Source organism: Embleya sp. L77 (assembly GCF_055557415.1).
In genome coordinates, this window is sequence record NZ_CM145710.1 from 466,937 (window position 1) to 486,996 (window position 20,060).

Consider the following 20,060-nt stretch of genomic DNA (forward strand, 5'->3'; position numbering starts at 1 on the left):
GGCGGCCTCGCCGACCGCGGCCACCACGTCGGCCCGGCCCGCCTGGCCGACGTGTTCGTGGCCGTCCGACGTGTTCGCCGGCCGAGGCGAGGAAGAGGCCGCCCGGCTCGGCTCGCTGTGGATAACGCCTTCAGTCAAGCCAACGTGGTGTTGCGGGCGGCCCCGTATGCGGTTTTTCGATATGCCGACGAGATGGCCATCGACCGGTGACGTCGAGTGCCTATGTGCGTGGACCGTCGAGGACTGACGCCCGCCCACGACGATCAAGACATCGCACCCTCGACAATACCGACCGGTAACATAGCGTCGGCATATCGAAAACCACATACGTGCCGGCAACACCACGCTCCCTTGACTAGGGGCATGACTCACAGCGAACCGGCCCGAACAGCCGCCCGCCGCACCCGATCGCAGGAATCCTCGTCCTCCTCGACGGTGCCGGCATCGATGGGAATCACAATTTATGGCTGCGAGCCGGACGAGGCCGTTCTGTTCCGAGAGATGACGCCTCGCTTCGGCGTGGTACCCACCATCACGGAGGCAGCGGTATCCGAAGCCAATATCGAGCCGGCCTTCGGCAATCGATGCATCAGCGTCGGTCATAAAACTCGGGTCACAGATTCCACTCTTCGTGCGCTCGGTCGAGTCGGCGTAGCTTATGTCTCCACGAGAAGCATCGGATACAACCATATCGATGTGAATTACGCGGAGAGCGTCGGCATTTGCGTCGAAAACGTCGCCTATTCACCCGACAGCGTGGCCGACTACACCCTGATGCTGATGCTGATGGCGGTGCGGAATGCAAAAGCCATCATCCGTCGCGCAGATATCCATGACTACACGTTGGACGATGTGCGCGGGAAAGAGCTACGCGATCTGACCGTCGGGGTGATCGGAACGGGACGCATCGGCTCGGCAGTCATCGACAGGCTGCGGGGTTTCGGCTGTCGAATACTGGCCCATGACCGTCGTCCCGCCGCAGCCGCGGTCGATTACGTTTCCCTCGATGAATTGCTACGGCTGAGCGACATCGTAACGCTCCATACACCACTCGACGCGAACACACACCATCTCCTGAATCGTCGACGCATCGACCAAATGAAGCACGGCGCGCTCATTGTCAATACCGGACGCGGTTCACTTCTCGACACCGAGGCCCTGGTTCCCGCGTTGGAAAGCGGCAGGTTGGGCGGCGCGGCGTTGGATGTCCTCGAAGGAGAGGAAGGAATATTCTACGCCGACCACAGAAACAAACCCATCGAAAGCAAATCGTTGGTGCGACTGCAAAGCCTACCGAATGCAATCATCAGTCCGCACACCGCGTACTACACGGAGCACGCCCTGCGTGACACCGTCGAAAATTCCATCACCAACTGCCTGAACTTCGAAAGCAGGAACCAGCATGGATAAGCTGAGGGTCGGAATCATATTCGGAGGCTGCTCCGAAGAACATCCCATCTCCATCAAATCCGCACAGCGGGTCGCCGGGAGCCTCGATACCGAAAAGTATGCGCCGTTCTACATCGGAATCACGAAGAGCGGCACGTGGAAGCTTTGCGACGGCCCCGGCGAAGATTGGGAAACCGGCAGTTGCCGCCCGGCCGTGCTGTCACCGGACAGAGGCGTCCACGGATTGCTCGTTCTGGAGCAAGGCGGGCAGGGCGGCCAGGGACGGCAGGGACAATACGAAACCATCGGCTTGGACGTCGTGTTGCCGGTTCTGCACGGCACACTCGGCGAGGATGGTGCGATACAGGGTTTGCTGGAACTCTCCGGAATCCCCTACGTCGGCTGCGATGTCCAAAGCTCCGCTCTCTGCATGGACAAATCCCTTGCCTACGCCGTCGCCGGAAGCGCGGGAATCGCCACGCCGAATTTCCGGACCGTCATGGCTAACGAGGATATCGATGCCGACGGGTTCGACTACCCCGTCTTTGTGAAGCCGGCCCGTTCGGGGTCGTCCTTCGGGGTCGGCAAGGTGTATCGAAAGGAAGAACTCCCGAGTGCGCTGGATGCCGCAAGAAGGTACGACTCGAAGGTGTTGATCGAAGAGGCCGTCGTCGGGAGCGAGGTCGGGTGCGCCATATTGGGGAACGACCCGGATCTGATCACCGGCGAGGTGGACCGGATCGCCCTCTCCCACGGTTTTTTCAAAATCCATCAGGAGCGGGATCCCGAGGGCGGTTCCGACAACTCGACACCCATCGTCCCGGCCGACATTTCGACGGAGTCGCGCTCGCTCGTTCAGGAGACGGCGAAGGCCGTATATCGAGCCCTCGGATGCAGTGGACTGGCGCGCGTGGACATGTTCCTCAAGGAAAATGGAGAGGTGGTCCTCAACGAGGTCAACACCCTGCCCGGCATGACCTCGTACAGCCGCTATCCGAGAATGATGGTGGCCGCCGGGTTGCCGCTTTCCGAGGTGATCGACCGGCTGGTGTCGTCGGCGTTGGGCAGGAAAAGCCGATGAAAGATGACTTCGTCTTCGTGGACGAGTTCGTGTCCGGAGTACTTTGGGATGCCAAGTACGCCACCTGGGACAATTTTACCGGCAAACCGGTGGACGGATATCTGGCAAATCGAATCGTCGGCACGCGGGCTTTGTGCGCGGCCCTGGAAAGAGCGCGAAATGAGGCCGCGTCCCGCGGCTTCGGCCTGCTTCTCTGGGACGGCTATCGTCCTCAACGCGCCGTGGATTGCTTTCTGCGCTGGTCGGAACAGCCGGAGGACGGCCGGACGAAGGCACGGCATTATCCGAATATCAACCGAGCCGAGATGTTCGAACAAGGATACGTGGCCGCCAAATCGGGTCACAGCCGAGGCGGCACCGTCGACCTGACGCTCTATCACTCGGCCACCGGTGAACTTGCTCCCATGGGGGGCGAACATGATCTGATGGATCCGATCTCACATCACGGGGCCGAAGGAATCACGCACATCGAAGCGAGGAACCGCGAACACCTTCGTTCCATCATGGAGGTCTGTGGTTTCAGCTCCTACGATTGCGAGTGGTGGCACTACACGCTGAAGGACGAACCCTATCCGGACACCTACTTCGATTTCCCCATCGCATAGTCGAGCCGGGGATGAACCGAAGTCGTCGTGATGTTGCAGGTGTCCCGCCCAGGGACCGATCGAGGTAGGCGGCGGCGAGCGCGTCGAGGCTCCGGTAATCCGGGGCGACCTTCCCAAGTCGCCCTCAACCACCGGAGCTTCGACGCGGGTTGCCGGCGGTCGGTGGGCACGCAAGGCACCGCAGGACGTCCCGGCCCGGCGGCCGACGGCGGCATGGACGCCAGGAATCCGCCGGGTCGTCCCTACCGGCCAATGGTTTGTTCCGCCCACCGGTCAAAGCAGCACGGTGTTGTATTGCCGGGCACGGATGTGGTTTTCGATACGCCGACGATATGCGCCGGCTCGTAGCATCGGCCCATGCGTGTGTTGATCGTGGAGGATGAACCCTATATGGCGGAAGCCATCCGCGATGGCCTACGCCTGGAAGCGATCGCGGCCGACATCGCAGGTGACGGCGACACCGCTCTGGAACTGCTGAGCGTCAACGCGTACCACATCGCCATCCTCGACCGAGACATTCCCGGGCCCTCCGGTGACGAGATCGCCAAGCGCATCATCGCCTCCGGCTGCGGCATGCCGATCCTCATGCTCACCGCCGCCGACCGTCTCGACGACAAGGCCACCGGGTTCGAACTCGGCGCGGACGACTACCTCACGAAACCGTTCGAACTCCGAGAACTCGTGCTCAGGCTCAGGGCACTCGACCGCAGGCGTGCGCACAACAGGCCGCCTGTGCGGGAGATCGCAGGTCTGCGGCTGGATCCGTTCCGCCGGGAGGTCTACCGAGACGGGCGCTATGTCGCGCTGACCAGAAAGCAGTTCGCGGTGCTCGAAGTCCTCGTCGCCGCCGAAGGCGGTGTGGTCAGCGCCGAAGAACTCCTGGGGCAGGCATGGGACGAGAACGCCGACCCGTTCACCAACGCCGTGCGCATCACGGTCTCGGCACTGCGCAAACGGCTCGGCGAACCCTGGATCATCGCCACGGCACCCGGCGTCGGGTACCACATCGACACCCAAGCGGACCCCCAACGTGAGGGAGGAGACCAAGGCTAGGGCCCGGGTCGAGCGCTCGCCTCGAACTCCGCCTCGCCCCGCATAAGGCGGGGTGTGAGCGGCAGTCCGACCATGACTCCAATTCTAATACCGGTATAGTTTGGCCGGTATAGTTATTGGATGCATGAGAAGGGCGCCGCATGATCGAGATCCTGAACCCCACCGAACTGGCCCGAGCAAGGGACACGGGCGCCCTGGTCGCCGGCATCCTGCAAACACTGAAGAGCCGTAGCACGGTCGGCACGAACCTCCTGGACATCGATCGGTGGGCCGCGGCGATGATCGTCGAGGCCGGAGCGCAGTCCTGCTACGTCGACTACGCACCCTCCTTCGGACGCGGGCCGTTCGGCCACTACATCTGCACGGCCGTCAACGACGCCGTGCTTCACGGACTGCCGCACGACTACGCCCTCGCCGACGGCGATCTGCTGACCCTCGACCTCGCCGTCTCCAAGCGCGGAGTCGCCGCGGACTCCGCCATCAGCTTCATCGTGGGCGACTCGAAGCCCCCGGAGAGCGTCGCGCTGATCGGCGCAACCGAACGCGCATTGAGCGCAGGGATAGCCGCTGCCGGACCCGGGGCTCGCATCGGCGACATCTCCCATGCCATCGGCTCGGTCCTCGGTGAGGCGGGGTACCCGATCAACACCGAGTTCGGCGGTCACGGCATCGGATCGACGATGCACCAGGACCCGCACATCTCGAACACCGGGCGACCCGGCCGTGGGTACAAGCTGCGCCCCGGGCTTCTGCTGGCACTGGAGCCGTGGGTCATGGCGGACACCGCCGAGCTCGTCACCGATGCCGACGGCTGGACGCTCCGAAGCGCGACAGGCTGCCGCACGGCTCACAGCGAGCACACGATCGCCATCACCGACGACGGAGCCGAAATCCTCACCCTGCCGAACATGAACTCGTGACATCGAAGCCACACCGGCGCGACTGAGCGCCCGGTCGGCGGATCGAGACAGGCCGATGGCACGGCCCTCGCCATGCGACAGGACAGGTTCGGTGGGCCGACCGGGGACGCCGCTTGGCGCCCCCGGCCGGCCCACTTGTCGCTCGCCCACCCCGCCCCGCCCCACGCCTTCACCGACGCCCCCCCGTCATGTGATGTTCAAATGTCTGATGTTTGTATAGGCTGCCTCCATGAAGCGCATCAGTACACCGCGCAGGACGGCAAGCCTGTCCGCGCAGCTCGTGGACAGCCTCCGCTCGCACATCGAGACGGGTGGATGGCCGGTGGGAACGCGAATCCCGCCGGAGCAGGTCCTCATCGAGGAGCTCGGAGTCGGACGCAGCACGCTGCGGGAGGCACTCGGCGCGCTCGTGCACCTGGGCCTGCTGGAAGCCCGGGTCGGGGACGGCACCTACGTCCGCGCGTCGAGTGAACTCCAGTCGGTCATGGTGCGGCGGGCGAGTTCCGCGCAGCGGGACAACGTTCTCGAACTGCGCACCGTCCTGGAGGAATACGCCTCGGGGGCCGCCGCCCTGCGTCGCAGCGAGGACCAACTGCGCCAACTGAGAGAGCTGTTGGCCGATGCCGACGCGGCCTGCGCCGGTGGGGACGTCTCCGCGGCCCGGGGTATCGACGCACTGTTCCACCGGGCCGTCGTCCGGGCGAGCGGAAACGACCTCCTGATCGAGGTGTACGACTACCTCGGCACGGCGCTCACCTCCTCCCTGGGCGGCCTGCCCCCGGACTCCGACGGCGCCGAGGAGCATGCCGACCTGCACAGGCGACTCGTCGACGCGATCGAGGCCCGGGACGAGAGCGGCGCCCGCGACGCGGCGGCTGCGATCGTCCGGCTCACCCGCGACCTGGAGGCCCTGGCACCACGAGCGGCGGAGGACCAGTGAATCCGCAAACGTCTTCGATACCCCGTCGGCACCCCACCCCCGGTGCGCCGGCCGCCGACAACACCCGGCCCGCCGTGTCGATCGGGCTCGTCATCGCGATCTGCCTCGTGGCGGTGAACCTGCGTACCGGCCTCACCGGTGTCGGTACGCTCCTGCCGGAGATCGAGCACGGCAGCGGCCTGTCGTCGAGCTGGGGCGGACTCCTGACCACCCTCCCGCTGCTGACGTTCGCCGCGACGTCGCCTCTGGTGGCCCGGGCCTCTCACCACTTCGGCAGCGCACGCCTGCTGGTGGCGGCCCTCGGCGCGCTGGCCGTGGGAACCGTGGTCCGGTCGATTCCCTCGGTGATCTGCCTGTTCACCGGGACCGTGATCCTTTCCGCCGCCATCGCGTTCGGCAATGTGCTGCTGCCCGCTCTGATCAGGCGGAGCGTGCCCGCACACCGCATTCAGGGCATCAGCGCTCTCTACGTCACCGTCATGGGCGCCACGGCCGCGCTCTCCTCCGGGATCTCCGCGCCGCTTTCGCACACCCTGCCGGGTTCCTGGCACACCGCTCTCGCCTGGGGCCTCGCCTTCATCATCGCGGCGTTCCTCGCCTGGCTGCCCCGGATGCGGGGGGACAGGCCTCATGCCTCCACCGGCGTGACCCGCAGTCCGGTCCCCTGGCGATCGCGACTGGCGTGGCAGGTCAGCATATTCATGGGGCTGCAATCCCTGGCCTTCTACACCGCCGTCGCGTGGCTGCCCAGCATTCTGATCCACCGTGGCACGACCAGCACCGCGGCCGGTTGGATGCTTTTCTACTACCAACTGATCGCCCTGGCAGCCGGCAGTCTCCTGCCCCTGCTCACCCGGGGCCGTCACGACCAACGCTGGACCGCGACCGGGGCCTCGGTCGTCGTGGCCGGCGGCTTCGCCGTGCTGGTGTCCGCCCCCGCGCTGTCCGTGTTGGCATGCACCCTGCTCGGACTCGGCGGTGGCGTGTGCCTCGTCCTCGCGCTGACCTTTCAGAGCCAACGCGCCGGCAGCTCCGGCGAAGCCGCCGCGCTGGCAGGCATGGCGCAGTCGATCGGCTACCTCGTGGCGGCGGCGGGCCCCCTACTCCTCGGCATCCTGCACGACGCCACGAGCAGCTGGACACTCCCGCTCGTGGTCCTGGTCGTCCTCGGCGTTGCCATGGCAGGTGCCGGATACTGCGCTGGGCAAGACCGCCAAGTTCGTTTTTCCACCCGCCGATGAGCGCGCACGTCCAGGCAACTGCTCACATCCGACCACCCGGTGCCCGGTGTCCGCCGCCCGGTGCCCGAGCACGCCATCGTGGTGCCGGCGTCGCCCACGGTGGTCATCGCTCCTGCGGCGGGTTGTCCCCACCGTTGTCGCCCATGGCCACCCGGTAGAAGGCCGCGAGCGCATCGTCGATGGGGTGGGGCTGCGGCCTGCCCGAGGGGTCGAGTCGGTTCCACCTCTGCAGGTTCACCGCGACCGACATCCGTCGCCTGCCGTCGGCGCCGATCATCGCGATCGTTCCACCACCCCAGACCGTGCCGCCGTGGCCCCAAACGGCACCGCCGCCGGGGATCTGCATCGGGTACAGACCGAGGCCGTAGTCGATCGGCTTGCCCTCCTGGGAAATGATCGGGACGGTGCGCTGCATCTGCGCCAGCGACGACCGGTCGACGATCTCGCCGGCAAGCAGCATGCCGAAGAAGCGATTGAGATCCGCGACGGTCGAGATCAGCGAAGCCGCGGGGCCCACCCACGACATGTCGTAGACGCTGTAGTCGCGCGGCGGGTCGATCATGCCGAACCACGCCTCGTAGAGCAGCGAGTGCGGCCCGTGGACGTGCAGTCCGTCGGGGAAGGCGGTGTCCTGGAGCCCGGCCCGCTCGATGACGTTCCGGGTGATGCAGTCCTCGGCCGTCGTTCCGGTCACCTGTTCCAGGAGTTGCCCGAGAAGCAGGTAGTTGGTGTTGGAGTACACCCCGGGGGTGCCGCCCACTGCGCCGACGGCGGGTGCGGAGACCCCCATCCCGATCAGCTCGGTGGCGTGGAATCGCGTGAACCGGTGGTCGTCCAGGCTCTGGGGTCCGGTGTCCGCGATGACGGGGAACGCCTTGAGGGAGGGGTAGGCGTACGGGAGGTACTCGGCGAGGCCGCTCGTGTGGTTGATCAGCATCCGTACCGTGATCGCGTCACCGCGTTCCCCGGGTACCAGCTTCGGAAGGTACCGGCCGATCGGTGTGTCGAGCCCGATCCGACCGCTCTCGACCTGTTGCAGGACCGCTGCGGCGGTGAAGGTCTTGGTGCAACTGCCGACGCGGTGCCGCATGTCGGCGGCAACGGGGTGGCCGGTGGCGACGTCGGCAACCCCGGCGGCACCGCGCCAGATCCGGTTGCCGTCGCGTACCTCGGCGAACAGGCCCGGAACGCCGGCGCGGTGGACGTTCTCGATGGCTGCGTTCAACGCTGCGGAATCCAGTGGGTTGTTCACGTCGTGCGTCCTTTCGTATTCCCCCGGGTGGGCGCCGCGTCGGTCGCCTGGCCCACACCGCAGGGCACGAGTGGCATGCCGACCACCCGGCATGCTCATGTCCTCATTATGCACGCGGTGCGTGCAACACCAAGTGCATACGTTAGGCTGAGATCCGGCGAGAGGAACGAGATGGCAGGCCGAAGGCGTTGGTCCACCGAAGAAATCCTGGACACGGCAGCGGATTTGCTGCGCACGAGCGACGCGGATTCGTTCAGCGTGCGCAAGTTGGCCGCGACCCTCGGGACCGATTCGTCCAGCCTGTACCGGCATTTCCGCAGCAAGACCGAACTGCTGCGCGCGGTCGCCGACCGGATCCTTCTCGCCGCCATGGACGGCCACCACCCCGAGGGCGACTGGAAGCAGCGCATCACGTCGCTGGCCCTACGCCTGAGAGCCGCCTTCGGACAGCAGCCCCAGCTCGCCGCGGTCTGGGGACGCTACGCGTCGAGCGGCACCGGTTCCCGACTGGTCATGGAAGAGGTGCTCCAGGCCCTGCGCGCGTCGGGACTGCCCGACGCGGAAATCCCGGTGCGCTATCACCGGATCGCGGTCCTCATCGCCGCGTTGATCACCGCCGAAGCCGGGATCGACACGGTCACCCCCGAAGAGTACGAACAGGGCATGGAGCTGTTCCGCGTGGCGGTACTGGGCGCCGACCCCGAACGCTTCCCGGCCCTGACCCACTTCGCCCGCGACGTGCGCCCCCTCGGGGAGGACCGCCGCGCCGCATTCGAAGAAATCCTCGCCGCTCAACTCGCCCACATCGAGGCCACAGTCCGTCCGAGCTAGCGCGCGTCGGCGGTCTTGGTGGGTCGAGCCGGCGCCGACCGGCTCGGGAGTGTCACCAAGAACGGCCGCCTGCCGACATGCAACCCGCAATCACGAACCCGCGGACCTGCGTGGCCCGCCTGCGGGCGGCGTGCGTGGAGTTCACGGTTCGGGGCACGCAAGAGACATGAGGGTGCTGACGGACCTGGGCGGGTCTAACCGCCCGCGCTCGATGGACCGGTGTCTCGACGGGCTCGGCGCGTCGCGACGACGCCGACTTTGGCCGTCGTCGAAAGCCCTTTGGCGCCTGATGTCGATCCCCCGGTCGGCGTGCGCGAGGCTCAGGGGCCCAACAGCGTTGTAAGCGGGAAGGGTTGCCCCGTCGGTTGAGCGGACCGGCTGCCACGGTCACGAGGACGCGCCCTTGTATCGCCCGGTCCCTGCCTGTGGCCCTGCGCCCGGCGGTGGAGCGTGCGGGAGGTCAGGAAGCGGTGTCCGGTTGCCGCGGCGGCTTCGGTGCCCGCCATGCGGGGTTCTTTCGGACGCCGACCTGTTCCAGTTCGAGGATGTCGCCGGTTTCGCTGCGGAGTTCGACGTGGACCGGGACGCCGGTCTCGTGGTCGATGTAGTGCAGCGGTGCCGTGCCGTCCTGCAGGTGCTTGTCACCCCATTGCATCAGGGCCACGATCACCGGGAACAGGTCGCGGCCCATCTCGGTGAGCACGTATTCGTCGCGGGTGCGGCCGCCGTCCTCCCGGTAGGGGCGCTTGGCGAGCAGGCCGGCCTCGGTCAGGCGCCGCAGTTGCTGGGCGGCGGCGCGGTCGGTGATACCGATTCGGCCGGCGAAGCCGCTGAATCGGGTCGTGCCGTAGCACGCCTCGCGCAGGATCAGCAGCGCGGAGCGGGTTCCGACCACCTCCAGCGCCTTGACCAGTGAGCAGTGATCCGTCTTCCACGCGCCGAGGTCGGCAAGCGCGCCCTCCATGACAACCGGCATGGCCCCATGATATCCGCTCCGACTTGATCCTTGTATAGCCAGACCCCCTCTACCTATACTCCGGGATAGTTAGATCCTGCCTCCCACTCCGGCAATGGGTGGAAGAGCGCTGCCTTTGACCGGACATCCAGGCCACCCAGCACATCCGGGACACCCGGATCAGCCAGGACATCCGGCACGAATCGCGAGGGGATTACCCATGACCGCTCAGACCGCACCACCCGCCGAGGGCGTGCGACAGGACCCCGGTAGACCGTCGGCGATCACGTTCGTCGTGTGCTCCGCGGCGTTCATGGCGATGCTCGACGTGTTCGTGGTCAACGTCGCCTTCACCGACATCGGCACCGAATTCGGCGCCCCGCTCGCGGACCTGAGCTGGGTCCTCAACGCCTATGCCATCGTCTACGCCGCGCTGCTGGTCCCGGCCGGGCGCCTCGCCGACCGGTACGGACGCAAACCGGCGTTCCTCGCCGGACTGGCCTTGTTCACCGCGGCGAGCGCCGCCTGCGCCTTGGCACCGGAGTTGTGGTCGCTGGTGTTCTTCCGCGGGGTGCAGGCGGTCGGCGCGGCCGTGCTCACCCCGGCCGGTCTCGGACTGCTGCTCACCGTGCTGCCGGCGGCGCGCCGGACCGGAGCGGTCCGGATCTGGGCCACCACCAGCTCGTTCGCGGCCGCGGTCGGCCCGGTGGTCGGCGGCGGCCTGGTGGAGCTGTCCTGGCGCTGGGTGTTCCTGATCAACATCCCGGTCGGCGTGGCGGCGTTCCTGGCGGCCCGCCGTGTGCTCCCCGACCTGCGCGACACCTCGGCCGTACGCATGCCGGACCCGCTCGGCACGGCGGCGCTGATCGTCGCCTTCGGCGCGGTCTCGCTGGCCCTGGTCAAGGGCCAGGAGTGGGCGTGGACCGGAGCGGCGACCGTCGGCACCTTCGCGCTCGCCGCCGTCGGTATCGCGGTGTTCGTCGTTCGCATCCTGCGTCACCCGGCACCGGTCGTGGATCCGGCCCTGTTCCGGACACCGGCATTCGTCTGGGCCAACATCACGGTATTGATGTTCTGCACCGCCTTCGGCGCGGTCTTCCCGTCCGTGGTGCTGTGGCTGCAGGGGCCCGCCGGCTACTCCACCCTGGTCGCCGGCCTGGCCATCGCACCGGGCCCGCTGATGGTGCCGCTGTTCGCGGCCGTCGGCCGGCGTCTGGCCACGCGCATTCCGGCCGGAGCCCTGGTGGCGGCGGGGAATCTGCTGTTCGCCGCCGGTGCCTTGCTGCTGGCCGCCGGTGCGTCCTCCGATACCCGGTACGCGACGCAGATCCTGCCGGGATGGCTCGTCATCGGTGTCGGCATCGGCCTGGCCCTGCCCGTCATGCTCTCCCAGGCCACCGCGCAGTTGCCCGGCGCCCAGGCCGCCACCGGCAGCGCCGTGGTCAACACCAGCCGCCAACTCGGCTACGTCCTCGGCGTCGCCATCCTGGTCGCCGTCCTCGGCACGGCCGGCACCGCACCCGATCCGGCGCACACCTTCCGGCACGCCTGGTGGTTCATCGCCGCCACCGCCGCCGGGTCCGCCGCCACCGCCTTCGGCATCACCGGCCGCACCCGGAGCTGATCACCGTGACCACCGTGTTTGCGTCCGACACCATGCATCTGCGCTCGTGGCGAGCGGACGACATCGACAGGCTCGACCGGGCCGCCGCCGGCATCTCACGGCACGCGCTCGCCCTGCGGTTCGGCGTGCCGTGCAGCACGATCCCCGGCTGGTACCGGGCCCGGATCATCGAAGGCCGGGCGCAGCGCACCTGGAACGCGTACGTGGCCGAGAGCGGAGGCCGCATCGTGGGCTGGGCCGAGTACGGACTGAACAACGATCCCGGCCACGCCGACATCGCCGCCCTGGTCTGCGACCGGTACCAGGGAATCGGCCTCGGCACGCGTTTGGTCCGGGAAGTCGCGTCGCTGGCCCGGGCGTCCGCGGTGCGCGTGTTGCACGCCCAGATCCAGGTCGGGAACCAGGCCGCGCGCAAGGCCCTGTACGCGGCGTTGCCGGACCTGCGGTACACGGAACTGCAGGACGGACAGTGGCACTTCGTCGTGTACCTGCCAAACGACTCGAACCGGACGACACCCGGGTCGCCCACTACCGAGTCCGGCTCCTCGACGGCGTTGTGCCGCGCCGGCTGACCCGCCGGGTCAAGGTGGCCGGTTCGGGCCCGCCGCCGACGCTCGGGCCCGGGTCGGCGGCTCGACCCGGGCGCCGGCGTCCTCGCCCGAGATCCGGCCGCTACTCGAACCGCGCGGTGTCACCCGCTCCTCGGCGTACGATCTCGACCTCGTCGCCGGAGAAGTCGATGACCGTGGTCGGCCGGGTTCCGCAATCGCCCGAGTCCACCACGGCGTCCACCACGTGGTCGAGTCGTTCCTTGATCTCCCAGCCCTGTGTCATCGGCTCCTCCTCGCCGGGCAGGAGCAGCGTGCTGGACAGGATCGGCTCGCCGAGTTCGGCGAGCAGGGCCCGGGTGACGGCGTGATCGGGGATCCGGACGCCGACCGTCTTCTTCTTCTGGTGCAACAGTTGCTTCGGCACCTCGGACGTCGCGCGGAGGATGAAGGTGTAGGGACCGGGCGTCGATGCCTTGATGGCACGGAACACGTCGTTGTCCAGGTACACGAATCGGCCCAGTTGAGCGAAGCTCTCGCACACCAGGGTGAAGTGATGCCGGTCGTCGAGGTTGCGGATGGCCCGGATCCGGCCGATGCCGTCACGGTTGCCCAATCCGCATCCCAATGCGAAACAGGAATCCGTCGGGTACGCGACGAGCGATCCGGAGCGGATCAGGTCGACCACACTGCCGATGGTGCGCTGCTGGGGGTTCTCGGGGTGCACATCGAAATACTTCGCCATCCGCCGACCCTATGGGGACGAACGCTCGTCCCCGGCCAACGGATGCCATCCCGACCCCTATCGAGGGAGGCAATCCTCATCTCGAAGCATGTCCCGCGCTGCCACGGGTGGAGACACCTCCGAGTCGCGCGTGCGTCGCCCCACCCCGCGCCCCCGATCACCCGGCGTCCTTGATCGGCGAGCCGCACGGCGCCTCGGCGCCGTCGCCCGACCTGCCGCCGGTCACGCGCCGGGTGGCGGAGTGAGGTCGTAGCGGGCGATGACGTCCGGCAGCCAGTCGGGGCGGCCGAACTCGAGGCCGTACGCGGCGCCGAGCGCGAAGACGGCGTCGGGGGCGGGCGGGCCGTCGGCGACCAGTTCGGCGAGTTCGCGGAAGAAGTGCTCGAACCCGGCCGGGCTGATGACCTCGATCATCCGGGCGGGGGTCCGGCCGGCGTTCCACATGGTGTGCAGTTCGCCGCGCGGCTTGGTGATGTAGCCGCCCGCGCCCAGGACGGCCTCGCGGTCGCCGGAACGGAAGCCGATCTCACCCTCGGTCACGATGGAGTACTCGTCCTCGCGGGTGTGCAGGTGCGGCGGGACGAGCGCGCCGACCGGGAACGGGTGCTCGACGATCGAGACGCTGCCGTTGGTGTCCCGGCCCCACAGTTTGAAGGCCACGCCGATGCTGCCGAGGTCTGCCTCGGCGCCTTCGCCGGGCCGGACGACGGTCAGGTGCGGTGCCTGCGTGATGCCGCTCATGGTTGCGGCCTCCTTCAGAGATTTACCGATACACTGGTGTTCTCTCGAATTCGAGTCTGCGCCGGTGCGCGGGGGGTGTCAACAGTTGAGTGAACAGGACCGTTCTCCGAAATCGCGGTCGTACACCATGACCCGCCGCGCCGAACAGATCGGCGAGACCCGGCAGCGGATCGTCGACGCCGCCGTCCACCTGCACGGCACCGTCGGGCCCGCCGCGACCAGCATCGCCGCGATCGCCGAACGGGCGGGCGTCACCCGGCTCACCGTCTACCGGCACTTCCCCGACGACGCGGCACTGTTCGCCGCCTGCTCGCAGGATTGGCTCGCGCGCCGGCCCCTGCCGCGCCCCGACCGATGGGCGCTGATCCCCACCCCCACCGAGCGACTGCGGACGGGCCTGACGGACCTGTACCGGTTCTACCGTTCCGGCGCGCAGATGCTCGCACTGGTCCACCGCGATCTCGACGCGATACCGGCGCCGATCCGCGAGGCACGGCAGGCCGGCGAGCGGCAGCAGGTCGAGGTACTGGCGTCGGCCTTCGCCGACCGGGGCCGCCGGGAGCGGCGGCTACGCCGGGCGCTGGCGGCCCACGCGGCGGCCTTCCCGACGTGGCGGTCGCTGTGCGAGGGGCAGGGGCTCACGGACGTGGAGGCGGTCGCGGCGATGACCGCCCTGGTCAGCAGACTTCCCGGCCACTGAGGCAACGACCACCGCACCGGCTCGGCCCGTTCTGCCCCCGTCCCGGTCCCGCATCGACCGGGCACGGGGCGTTCCCCCTGTCACAGTTCCACGAGGCCCAGTCCGTGCAGGTTCGTCGCGTAGTCGCTCCTCCGCAGCCATGCCTCGTGGCCCAGATCCTCCAGGTTCACGTTCTGCGCGCGCAGGGCGTGCAGCAATGCCCGGGCGGCGGGCTCGGCGTCATCGGGTCGGGGGTTCGGGATGCGGATTTCGTAGCGCCCCTTGACCCCGGCACCGGGCAGCCGGCCCGGTTGCGTCTGCCCCGGCGGCTCGAACGTCCCGCCGCCCGCCTCCAAGTGCAACTCCTCGGCGTCGCAGGAGAATTGCACGAACCGTTGGTCGTCGTCGGCCGGCCTGATCACCAAGTCCAGTTGGTCGTCCAGCCGGCCCAGGTCCGTCAGCAGCGCCGCCAACGTCTCGCTCAGCCACCGGCCGAGTTCCTCCCAGGTCTCGGGCCGGCGACCGCGGGGTTCGAACGCGCCCTTCATGTCCGGGTGGCGGAGGATGTACGCCTGCCACACCCCGAGTTCGGCGACGCACTCGTCGCGTTCATTTCTCCCGGCAAGCTCGTACTCGTGCTTCTCGACCACCCTCGCCGCGAGCAGCCGCAACAGCACCCGCCGCCCGCTCCACTCGACCTCCATGAGGGTGTCCTCACGGCGCCAGCGCAACACCGGACCGGGCCCGCGTCGAATCGGCGCCGGCCCCCGGCGCGCCTCGACCGCCTTCCTCGCCGCCGTGAACACCGCTTCCAGAACGGCGACATCCTCGGTGCAGGCCAGGTCGCACTCCAGCGAGGTGAAGCAACCCTCCTGCGGCGATCCGAGGACATGGCCCCGGTAGGCGTGACTCCACCCGCCCGGCAACGGCCCGGCGAAGGACAACCCGTGGCGCTCCGCGGAGTGCAACGTCCATCCCAGGCCGTCGATCGCGCACTCCACCGCGCTCCGATCCCACGCTCCCGGGGACATCACGTCGAACCGGAAAGCCAGGTAATCGATCTCGGCATCGGTCAATCTGATGGTCATGGCCCGGGATGCTATCCACGCCCACCGACGCTCGGGCGCCCCGCACACGACCTTCGGCGCGAGCGACTTTCCGCGCGAGTGACCTTCGGCGCGAGCGACCTTCCAGCAAGTAACCTTCCGCGCGAGCGACCTTCGCGCGCGTCAAGCACCGGCCGGCGGCGGCGCGAGTTCGGCCACGACCTCGACGGCGATCTCGATCGCCCGGGCGGCGAGTGGCGAGTGGGTGCGCCCGGCCCGCCAGTGCAGGTGGATCTCCCGCGCCGGCAGGGATGGCCGTAGCCGGTGCACGCGGAACCTGTCGTCGGACGGGACGCCGGGACCGGTGATGGCCAGCCAGGGCAGCACCGCCGATCCCATGCCTGCTCGCACCATCGACAACAGGGCGTCGTTGACCGCGGTGCGGAACACGACCTGCGGGCGGGCGCCGCTGCGGGCGATCGCCTGTTCCATCGAGGGCTGGTCGCAGGTCAGCGGCCAGGCCACCATCGGTGCGCCGTCGAGGCGTTCCAGCGGCACCGGACCGTCGGGGAAGGCGCCGGCGCCTGCCACCAGCAGGTATGGATCGTCGAGCAGCTTGACGTGCTCGACGTCGCCGTCGATGCGTCCGTCGTAGAACAGCAGGTCGAGGTCACCGATCCGCGGCTGCTCCGGCTCCTCCTCGAACAATCTGATGTCGCAGCCGGGGTGCTCGGCTCGCAGGCGGCTCACCACCGACGGCAGGATCACGGTGGACACGCTCTGGAACGTGCCGATGTCGATCCGGCCGTCTCCGGCCTTGAACCGATCCACGGCGTAGGCCAACGCCTCCGCCTTCGCCAGCAGTTCGCGGCCCTGGCCCAGGACCACGGAGCCGAGTGGGGTCAGCCGTACCGGCTTGGGACCGCCCGGCCGTTCGAACACCGGGCCGCCGACGGCCCTTTCCAACGCGGCGATCCGTTGGCTCACCGTCGACTGGGTGTACCCGAGACGGACGGCCGCCCGACCGAACGAGCCCTCCTCGGCAATGGCGACCATCGCCGCCAGGTGGCGCAACTCCACGTCGATCACACGTGCCAGCGTAACGACGACCATTGGCACAGGCAATCGAATCGATCGGGAATCATCGCTTTTCACGATGGAGTCGCGGGCTCTAGCGTTCCGGACATGACTTCTTCGCAAGCACACGACGAGCAACTTCTCCGGGTCAATGGCATCGAGCTCTGCGCCCAGACCTTCGGCGACCCGGCCGCACCCGCCCTGCTGCTCATCGGCGGCGCCGAGGCGTCGATGGACTGGTGGGACGACGAGTTCTGCGCGGGCCTCGCCGCCGGCGGGCGGCACGTCATCCGGTACGACACCCGGGACACCGGCCGCTCCACGACCTTCCCGCCCGGCGAGCCGCCCTACGGAAGCGACGCCCTGCTCGACGACGCCGTCGGCCTGCTCGACGCCCTCGGCATCGCGGTCGCCCACATCGTCGGTGTCTCCATGGGCGGCGACATCGCCCAGCACCTGGCCGTGCTCCACCCCGAGCGGGTCGCGTCCCTGACGCTCGTCGCCACCAGCCCGGGCGGGGCCGGCGGGGCCGCCCACCCCGACCTGCCGCCGATGAGCAAGGAGTTGGCGGAGCAGTTCGCCGAGGGTGGCGACGAGGCGCCCGACTGGTCCGACCGCGAGGCGGTCATCGCGTACTACACCGCCGGCGAGCGCACCTTCGCGGGCACCATCCCCGTCGACGAGGAGCGGGTACGCCGCGTCGTCGGCCGCGCCTGGGACCGCAGCCCGGCCCTGGCGTCGGCACAGAACCACTGGCGGCTGGACGGCGGCGAGCCCGTCCGCGACCGCCTCGGTGAGATCACGGCACCCACGCTGGTGTTGCACGGCACCGCGGACCCGCTGTTCCCGTACGGGCACGGCGAGGCGCTGGCCCGGGAGATCCCGGGAGCACGGCTCGTCCCGCTCCGGGGCATGGGGCACCAGATGCCGCCGCCGGAGCTCTGGGACATCGCGATTCCGGCAATCCTTTCGATCTCCGAAGCCCGGCCGACCACGTGACGACGCCGGAGGAACTCACGGGAAATGACCTGCCGAGGCCGAGGTACGACGACCGCACGTCGTCGCGGGTGCGGGTGTGGGGCGACTGCACGTGGGCCCGGGTGCCGGCGTGGGACGACTTCGCATCGGTCCCGGTCCCGGTCCGGGTGTGCGACGACTTCACATCCGTCCTGATGCCGCTCACGAAAGGGGACCGCCGATGAACCGGCTACGGTCCGCACTTTGGCTGCCGCTCTTCGACGACCTCGCCGATCCGCGCGTGGTCGCACGCCTCGCCGCCGAAGCGGAGGAAGCCGGGTGGGACGGCTGCTTCGTGTGGGATCACCTGTGCTGGCGGGCGCCGGTCCGACAGGTCGCCGACCCGTGGATCGCGCTGACGGCGATCGCGACCGCGACCGAGCGGCTGCGGCTCGGCCCGATGGTGTCGCCGCTCGCCCGTCGACGACCGGCCAAGGTCGCGCGGGAGACGGCGACGCTGGATCGGCTCAGCGACGGCCGGCTCACCCTCGGCGTCGGCCTCGGCAGCGACCGGTTCGGCGGGGAGCTGTCCAAGACCGGCGAGCAGATCGACGACCGGCGGCGCGGGCAAATGCTCGACGAGTCATTGGCGATCCTGGCCGCCGCCTGGTCCGGCGAGCCGGTGCGCCATCGCGGTGAGCACTACACGGTGGACGACATCACGTTCCTTCCGCGGCCGGTTCAGCGGCCCGGTGTGCCGGTGTGGGCCGCCGGGTTCCCGGGCAACCTCAAGCCGATCCGCCGGGCCGCCCGGCTCGACGGCTTCTTCCCGGTCGGTCTCGAGCACCCGGACCAACTCGCCGAGGTCGTCGCCACCTTCGCCGGGCTCCGACCGGGCGCGAGCGGACCGTACGAGATCGCCGTCAGCCTGCCCTTCGACGCCGACCCACTCCCCTACGCCGCAGCCGGCGCGACCTGGTGGATGCCGGAGTTCGATCCGGGCGTACCCCTCGACACGGTGCGCGGCGTACTCCGCGACGGGCCGCCGAGTCCGGCCGGCGACTGAGGACGGGCCGGCAAGTGGCACCGGTCGAACCGCGCCGGCCCACCGACACTCGGGCCGGTCCGCCACCGACCTTTCAGAGGAAAACGCGTGCGTTCTCCAGCCACGTCTACGCGTCCGCACCGACCACCGTGAGGTCGGTCTCGGCTTGAGACCTGCGTCGGGTGACTCGAACGCAGAAGTCGAGGGCACTGCCCTGAACGTTCGCATCGGCGGAAGCAAGATGGGCGATCTGGTGCGCGATCGTCCACCCCGCCGCGGGTGTGGGCTTGGTCCAGTCGGCCTGCGCCGACACCAGGGCGTCGAGTTCATCCGACTCGTGTTTCTCGTCGGCGCTACGGGGTTACGGACCCGTAGTCCGGGGGGCGGTCGAGCGGGAGTTCGGTGATGCCCAGATCCCGCCGCATCGTTTGACGTACCTCGTACAACATCTCGCTGGCCCTGTCCAGGTGCTTCCTCAGGGCGTCGAGGTCCTCATCCGGCGTCTCGCCTCCGTCGTGTTGCCGCAGGACCCGGTGCACCAGGTACAGCCGTGCGACGAGCGGTCCCACCAGCTCTATGACGTCGTCGGCGGCGATCATCTGCGCCTTCGCGTAGGCAGCTCTCAGCTCGCGTTCGGACTCGTCCTCGATCTGGATATGCGACGGCTCGACCGAGCGGTTTCCCTTCAGGGTCCGCCAATGCTGCAACAGGTGCGTGTACTTGTCGCGAAGCGCCTGGTTCAGGTCCCCATACGCCTGTCGGCGGGCCTCCAGGTGCGCACGACGTGCGTTCGCAGCCTCGGCGTCGGCATGCATCCGCTCTGCATGGCGAAGTTCGATGATCTTGGATTTCGTCGCTCCGAGCTGCGCGAAGACGCCGGCGGCGAGCGTACCGACCACTCCGACGATCGCCACGACGAACGAGTCGTTCACGGACGGTCCATGACGGTGATCGGCATTCGCACGGACGACAGGAAGCCCAGCCACGCCTGCGTGCCGAACAACATGATCCCGGATCGGTATCGCTTCGAGTCACGAAGACCGACTCGAAGCGAAATCGATGCGACCTCGACGCAACATCCCTGGGCAGAGCTGTACGTGCTCTTGCGCCAATCCGGTCGGGCCGAGCCGGCGAGACTCGGGTCGCCCCTCCGGCTCCTCGTGGGCTTCCGGACCCCGCTCACAAGCGCCCCCTCGGTCACTCGCTGGTCACCCCATGTTGCCGAACTCTCTCACCGCGCGCGAGACTTCGCACAAACCGGAGTCAGGCTCAGCAGCACCTCCCGTGCTCTGGCCGGACGTGAACTCTGGTTCGAGGCGGCGAGGCGGCGA

The 20,060-nt window shown here is 68.4% G+C and carries 21 protein-coding genes and 1 pseudogene; 13 read left to right on the forward strand and 9 right to left on the reverse strand.

Annotated features, from left to right (window positions below):
* The first annotated feature begins 447 nt into the window (after positions 1-447).
* From ACZOOI_RS32060 to ACZOOI_RS32090, 7 genes are all read left to right on the forward strand, one after another.
* Complete coding sequence (locus tag ACZOOI_RS32060; protein ID WP_465284195.1) at positions 448-1,410, forward strand: D-isomer specific 2-hydroxyacid dehydrogenase family protein; 963 nt, start codon at positions 448-450, stop codon at positions 1,408-1,410.
* Complete coding sequence (gene vanA / locus ACZOOI_RS32065) at positions 1,403-2,470, forward strand: D-alanine--(R)-lactate ligase (RefSeq protein WP_465283055.1); 1,068 nt, start codon at positions 1,403-1,405, stop codon at positions 2,468-2,470. The genes ACZOOI_RS32060 and vanA overlap by 8 nt, the downstream gene beginning before the upstream one ends.
* Complete coding sequence (vanX, locus tag ACZOOI_RS32070; RefSeq protein ID WP_465283056.1) at positions 2,467-3,075, forward strand: D-Ala-D-Ala dipeptidase VanX; 609 nt, start codon at positions 2,467-2,469, stop codon at positions 3,073-3,075. The genes vanA and vanX overlap by 4 nt, the downstream gene beginning before the upstream one ends.
* Positions 3,076-3,432: 357 nt before the next feature.
* Positions 3,433-4,128 (forward strand): response regulator transcription factor, encoded by a 696-nt coding sequence (locus tag ACZOOI_RS32075; RefSeq protein ID WP_465283057.1) that lies wholly within the window; start codon positions 3,433-3,435, stop codon positions 4,126-4,128.
* 140 nt (positions 4,129-4,268) lie between these two features.
* On the forward strand, positions 4,269-5,048 hold the full coding sequence (gene map / locus ACZOOI_RS32080) for a type I methionyl aminopeptidase (protein WP_465283058.1): 780 nt from the start codon (positions 4,269-4,271) through the stop codon (positions 5,046-5,048).
* A gap of 229 nt (positions 5,049-5,277) precedes the next feature.
* The gene (locus ACZOOI_RS32085; protein ID WP_465283059.1) at positions 5,278-5,988 is read left to right on the forward strand and encodes a FadR/GntR family transcriptional regulator; all 711 of its coding nucleotides are present in this window, start codon (positions 5,278-5,280) and stop codon (positions 5,986-5,988) included.
* Between the two features lie 74 nt (positions 5,989-6,062).
* The gene (locus tag ACZOOI_RS32090; RefSeq protein WP_465283060.1) at positions 6,063-7,229 is read left to right on the forward strand and encodes an MFS transporter; all 1,167 of its coding nucleotides are present in this window, start codon (positions 6,063-6,065) and stop codon (positions 7,227-7,229) included.
* A 103-nt stretch (positions 7,230-7,332) separates the two neighbouring features.
* Here ACZOOI_RS32090 and ACZOOI_RS32095 read toward each other — a convergent pair whose 3' ends face one another.
* The gene (locus ACZOOI_RS32095; RefSeq protein WP_465283061.1) at positions 7,333-8,481 is read right to left on the reverse strand and encodes a serine hydrolase domain-containing protein; all 1,149 of its coding nucleotides are present in this window, start codon (positions 8,479-8,481) and stop codon (positions 7,333-7,335) included.
* A 171-nt stretch (positions 8,482-8,652) separates the two neighbouring features.
* On the opposite strand from ACZOOI_RS32095, the gene ACZOOI_RS32100 reads away from it, so the two are divergent.
* Positions 8,653-9,312, forward strand: a complete 660-nt coding sequence (locus ACZOOI_RS32100; protein ID WP_465283062.1) for a TetR/AcrR family transcriptional regulator — start codon at positions 8,653-8,655, stop codon at positions 9,310-9,312.
* A gap of 460 nt (positions 9,313-9,772) precedes the next feature.
* On the opposite strand, the gene ACZOOI_RS32105 is transcribed toward ACZOOI_RS32100, so the two are convergent.
* Entirely contained in the window at positions 9,773-10,288 is a 516-nt protein-coding gene (locus ACZOOI_RS32105; RefSeq protein WP_465283063.1) for a winged helix-turn-helix transcriptional regulator, read from the reverse strand.
* Between the two features lie 199 nt (positions 10,289-10,487).
* On the opposite strand from ACZOOI_RS32105, the gene ACZOOI_RS32110 reads away from it, so the two are divergent.
* Together ACZOOI_RS32110 and ACZOOI_RS32115 are read left to right on the forward strand one after the other, a co-directional pair.
* On the forward strand, positions 10,488-11,891 hold the full coding sequence (locus ACZOOI_RS32110) for an MFS transporter (protein WP_465283064.1): 1,404 nt from the start codon (positions 10,488-10,490) through the stop codon (positions 11,889-11,891).
* A gap of 5 nt (positions 11,892-11,896) precedes the next feature.
* Positions 11,897-12,463, forward strand: a complete 567-nt coding sequence (locus ACZOOI_RS32115) for a GNAT family N-acetyltransferase (protein ID WP_465283065.1) — start codon at positions 11,897-11,899, stop codon at positions 12,461-12,463.
* 100 nt (positions 12,464-12,563) lie between these two features.
* On the opposite strand, the gene ACZOOI_RS32120 is transcribed toward ACZOOI_RS32115, so the two are convergent.
* Positions 12,564-13,184 carry an L-threonylcarbamoyladenylate synthase gene (locus tag ACZOOI_RS32120; RefSeq protein ID WP_465283066.1) on the reverse strand — a complete coding sequence of 207 codons (621 nt, stop codon included), beginning with the start codon at positions 13,182-13,184 and terminating at the stop codon, positions 12,564-12,566.
* 222 nt (positions 13,185-13,406) lie between these two features.
* Positions 13,407-13,925 (reverse strand): cupin domain-containing protein, encoded by a 519-nt coding sequence (locus tag ACZOOI_RS32125; RefSeq protein ID WP_465283067.1) that lies wholly within the window; start codon positions 13,923-13,925, stop codon positions 13,407-13,409.
* A 127-nt stretch (positions 13,926-14,052) separates the two neighbouring features.
* Between ACZOOI_RS32125 and ACZOOI_RS32130 the strand changes: the two genes are divergently transcribed.
* Complete coding sequence (locus ACZOOI_RS32130; protein ID WP_465283068.1) at positions 14,053-14,625, forward strand: TetR/AcrR family transcriptional regulator; 573 nt, start codon at positions 14,053-14,055, stop codon at positions 14,623-14,625.
* Between the two features lie 80 nt (positions 14,626-14,705).
* Here ACZOOI_RS32130 and ACZOOI_RS32135 read toward each other — a convergent pair whose 3' ends face one another.
* Together ACZOOI_RS32135 and ACZOOI_RS32140 are read right to left on the reverse strand one after the other, a co-directional pair.
* Positions 14,706-15,692 (reverse strand): hypothetical protein, encoded by a 987-nt coding sequence (locus ACZOOI_RS32135; protein WP_465283069.1) that lies wholly within the window; start codon positions 15,690-15,692, stop codon positions 14,706-14,708.
* 141 nt (positions 15,693-15,833) lie between these two features.
* On the reverse strand, positions 15,834-16,739 hold the full coding sequence (locus ACZOOI_RS32140; protein ID WP_465283070.1) for a LysR family transcriptional regulator: 906 nt from the start codon (positions 16,737-16,739) through the stop codon (positions 15,834-15,836).
* Positions 16,740-16,835: 96 nt separating this feature from the next.
* Here ACZOOI_RS32140 and ACZOOI_RS32145 point away from each other — a divergent pair, with 96 nt between their 5' ends.
* Together ACZOOI_RS32145 and ACZOOI_RS32150 are read left to right on the forward strand one after the other, a co-directional pair.
* Positions 16,836-17,726 carry an alpha/beta fold hydrolase gene (locus ACZOOI_RS32145; RefSeq protein ID WP_465283071.1) on the forward strand — a complete coding sequence of 297 codons (891 nt, stop codon included), beginning with the start codon at positions 16,836-16,838 and terminating at the stop codon, positions 17,724-17,726.
* Between the two features lie 199 nt (positions 17,727-17,925).
* Complete coding sequence (locus tag ACZOOI_RS32150) at positions 17,926-18,750, forward strand: LLM class flavin-dependent oxidoreductase (RefSeq protein WP_465283072.1); 825 nt, start codon at positions 17,926-17,928, stop codon at positions 18,748-18,750.
* A 106-nt stretch (positions 18,751-18,856) separates the two neighbouring features.
* Here the strand turns inward: ACZOOI_RS32150 and ACZOOI_RS32155 are convergent.
* From ACZOOI_RS32155 to ACZOOI_RS32165, 3 genes and pseudogenes are all read right to left on the reverse strand, one after another.
* A pseudogene (locus ACZOOI_RS32155) lies at positions 18,857-19,057 on the reverse strand (maleylpyruvate isomerase N-terminal domain-containing protein); the annotation flags it as partial.
* A gap of 25 nt (positions 19,058-19,082) precedes the next feature.
* On the reverse strand, positions 19,083-19,661 hold the full coding sequence (locus ACZOOI_RS32160) for a hypothetical protein (RefSeq protein ID WP_465283073.1): 579 nt from the start codon (positions 19,659-19,661) through the stop codon (positions 19,083-19,085).
* Positions 19,658-19,930: a DUF397 domain-containing protein gene (locus ACZOOI_RS32165; RefSeq protein WP_465283074.1), complete on the reverse strand. Its 273-nt coding sequence runs from the start codon at positions 19,928-19,930 to the stop codon at positions 19,658-19,660. Before ACZOOI_RS32165 ends, ACZOOI_RS32160 begins: the two co-directional genes overlap by 4 nt.
* Positions 19,931-20,060: the final 130 nt, after the last annotated feature.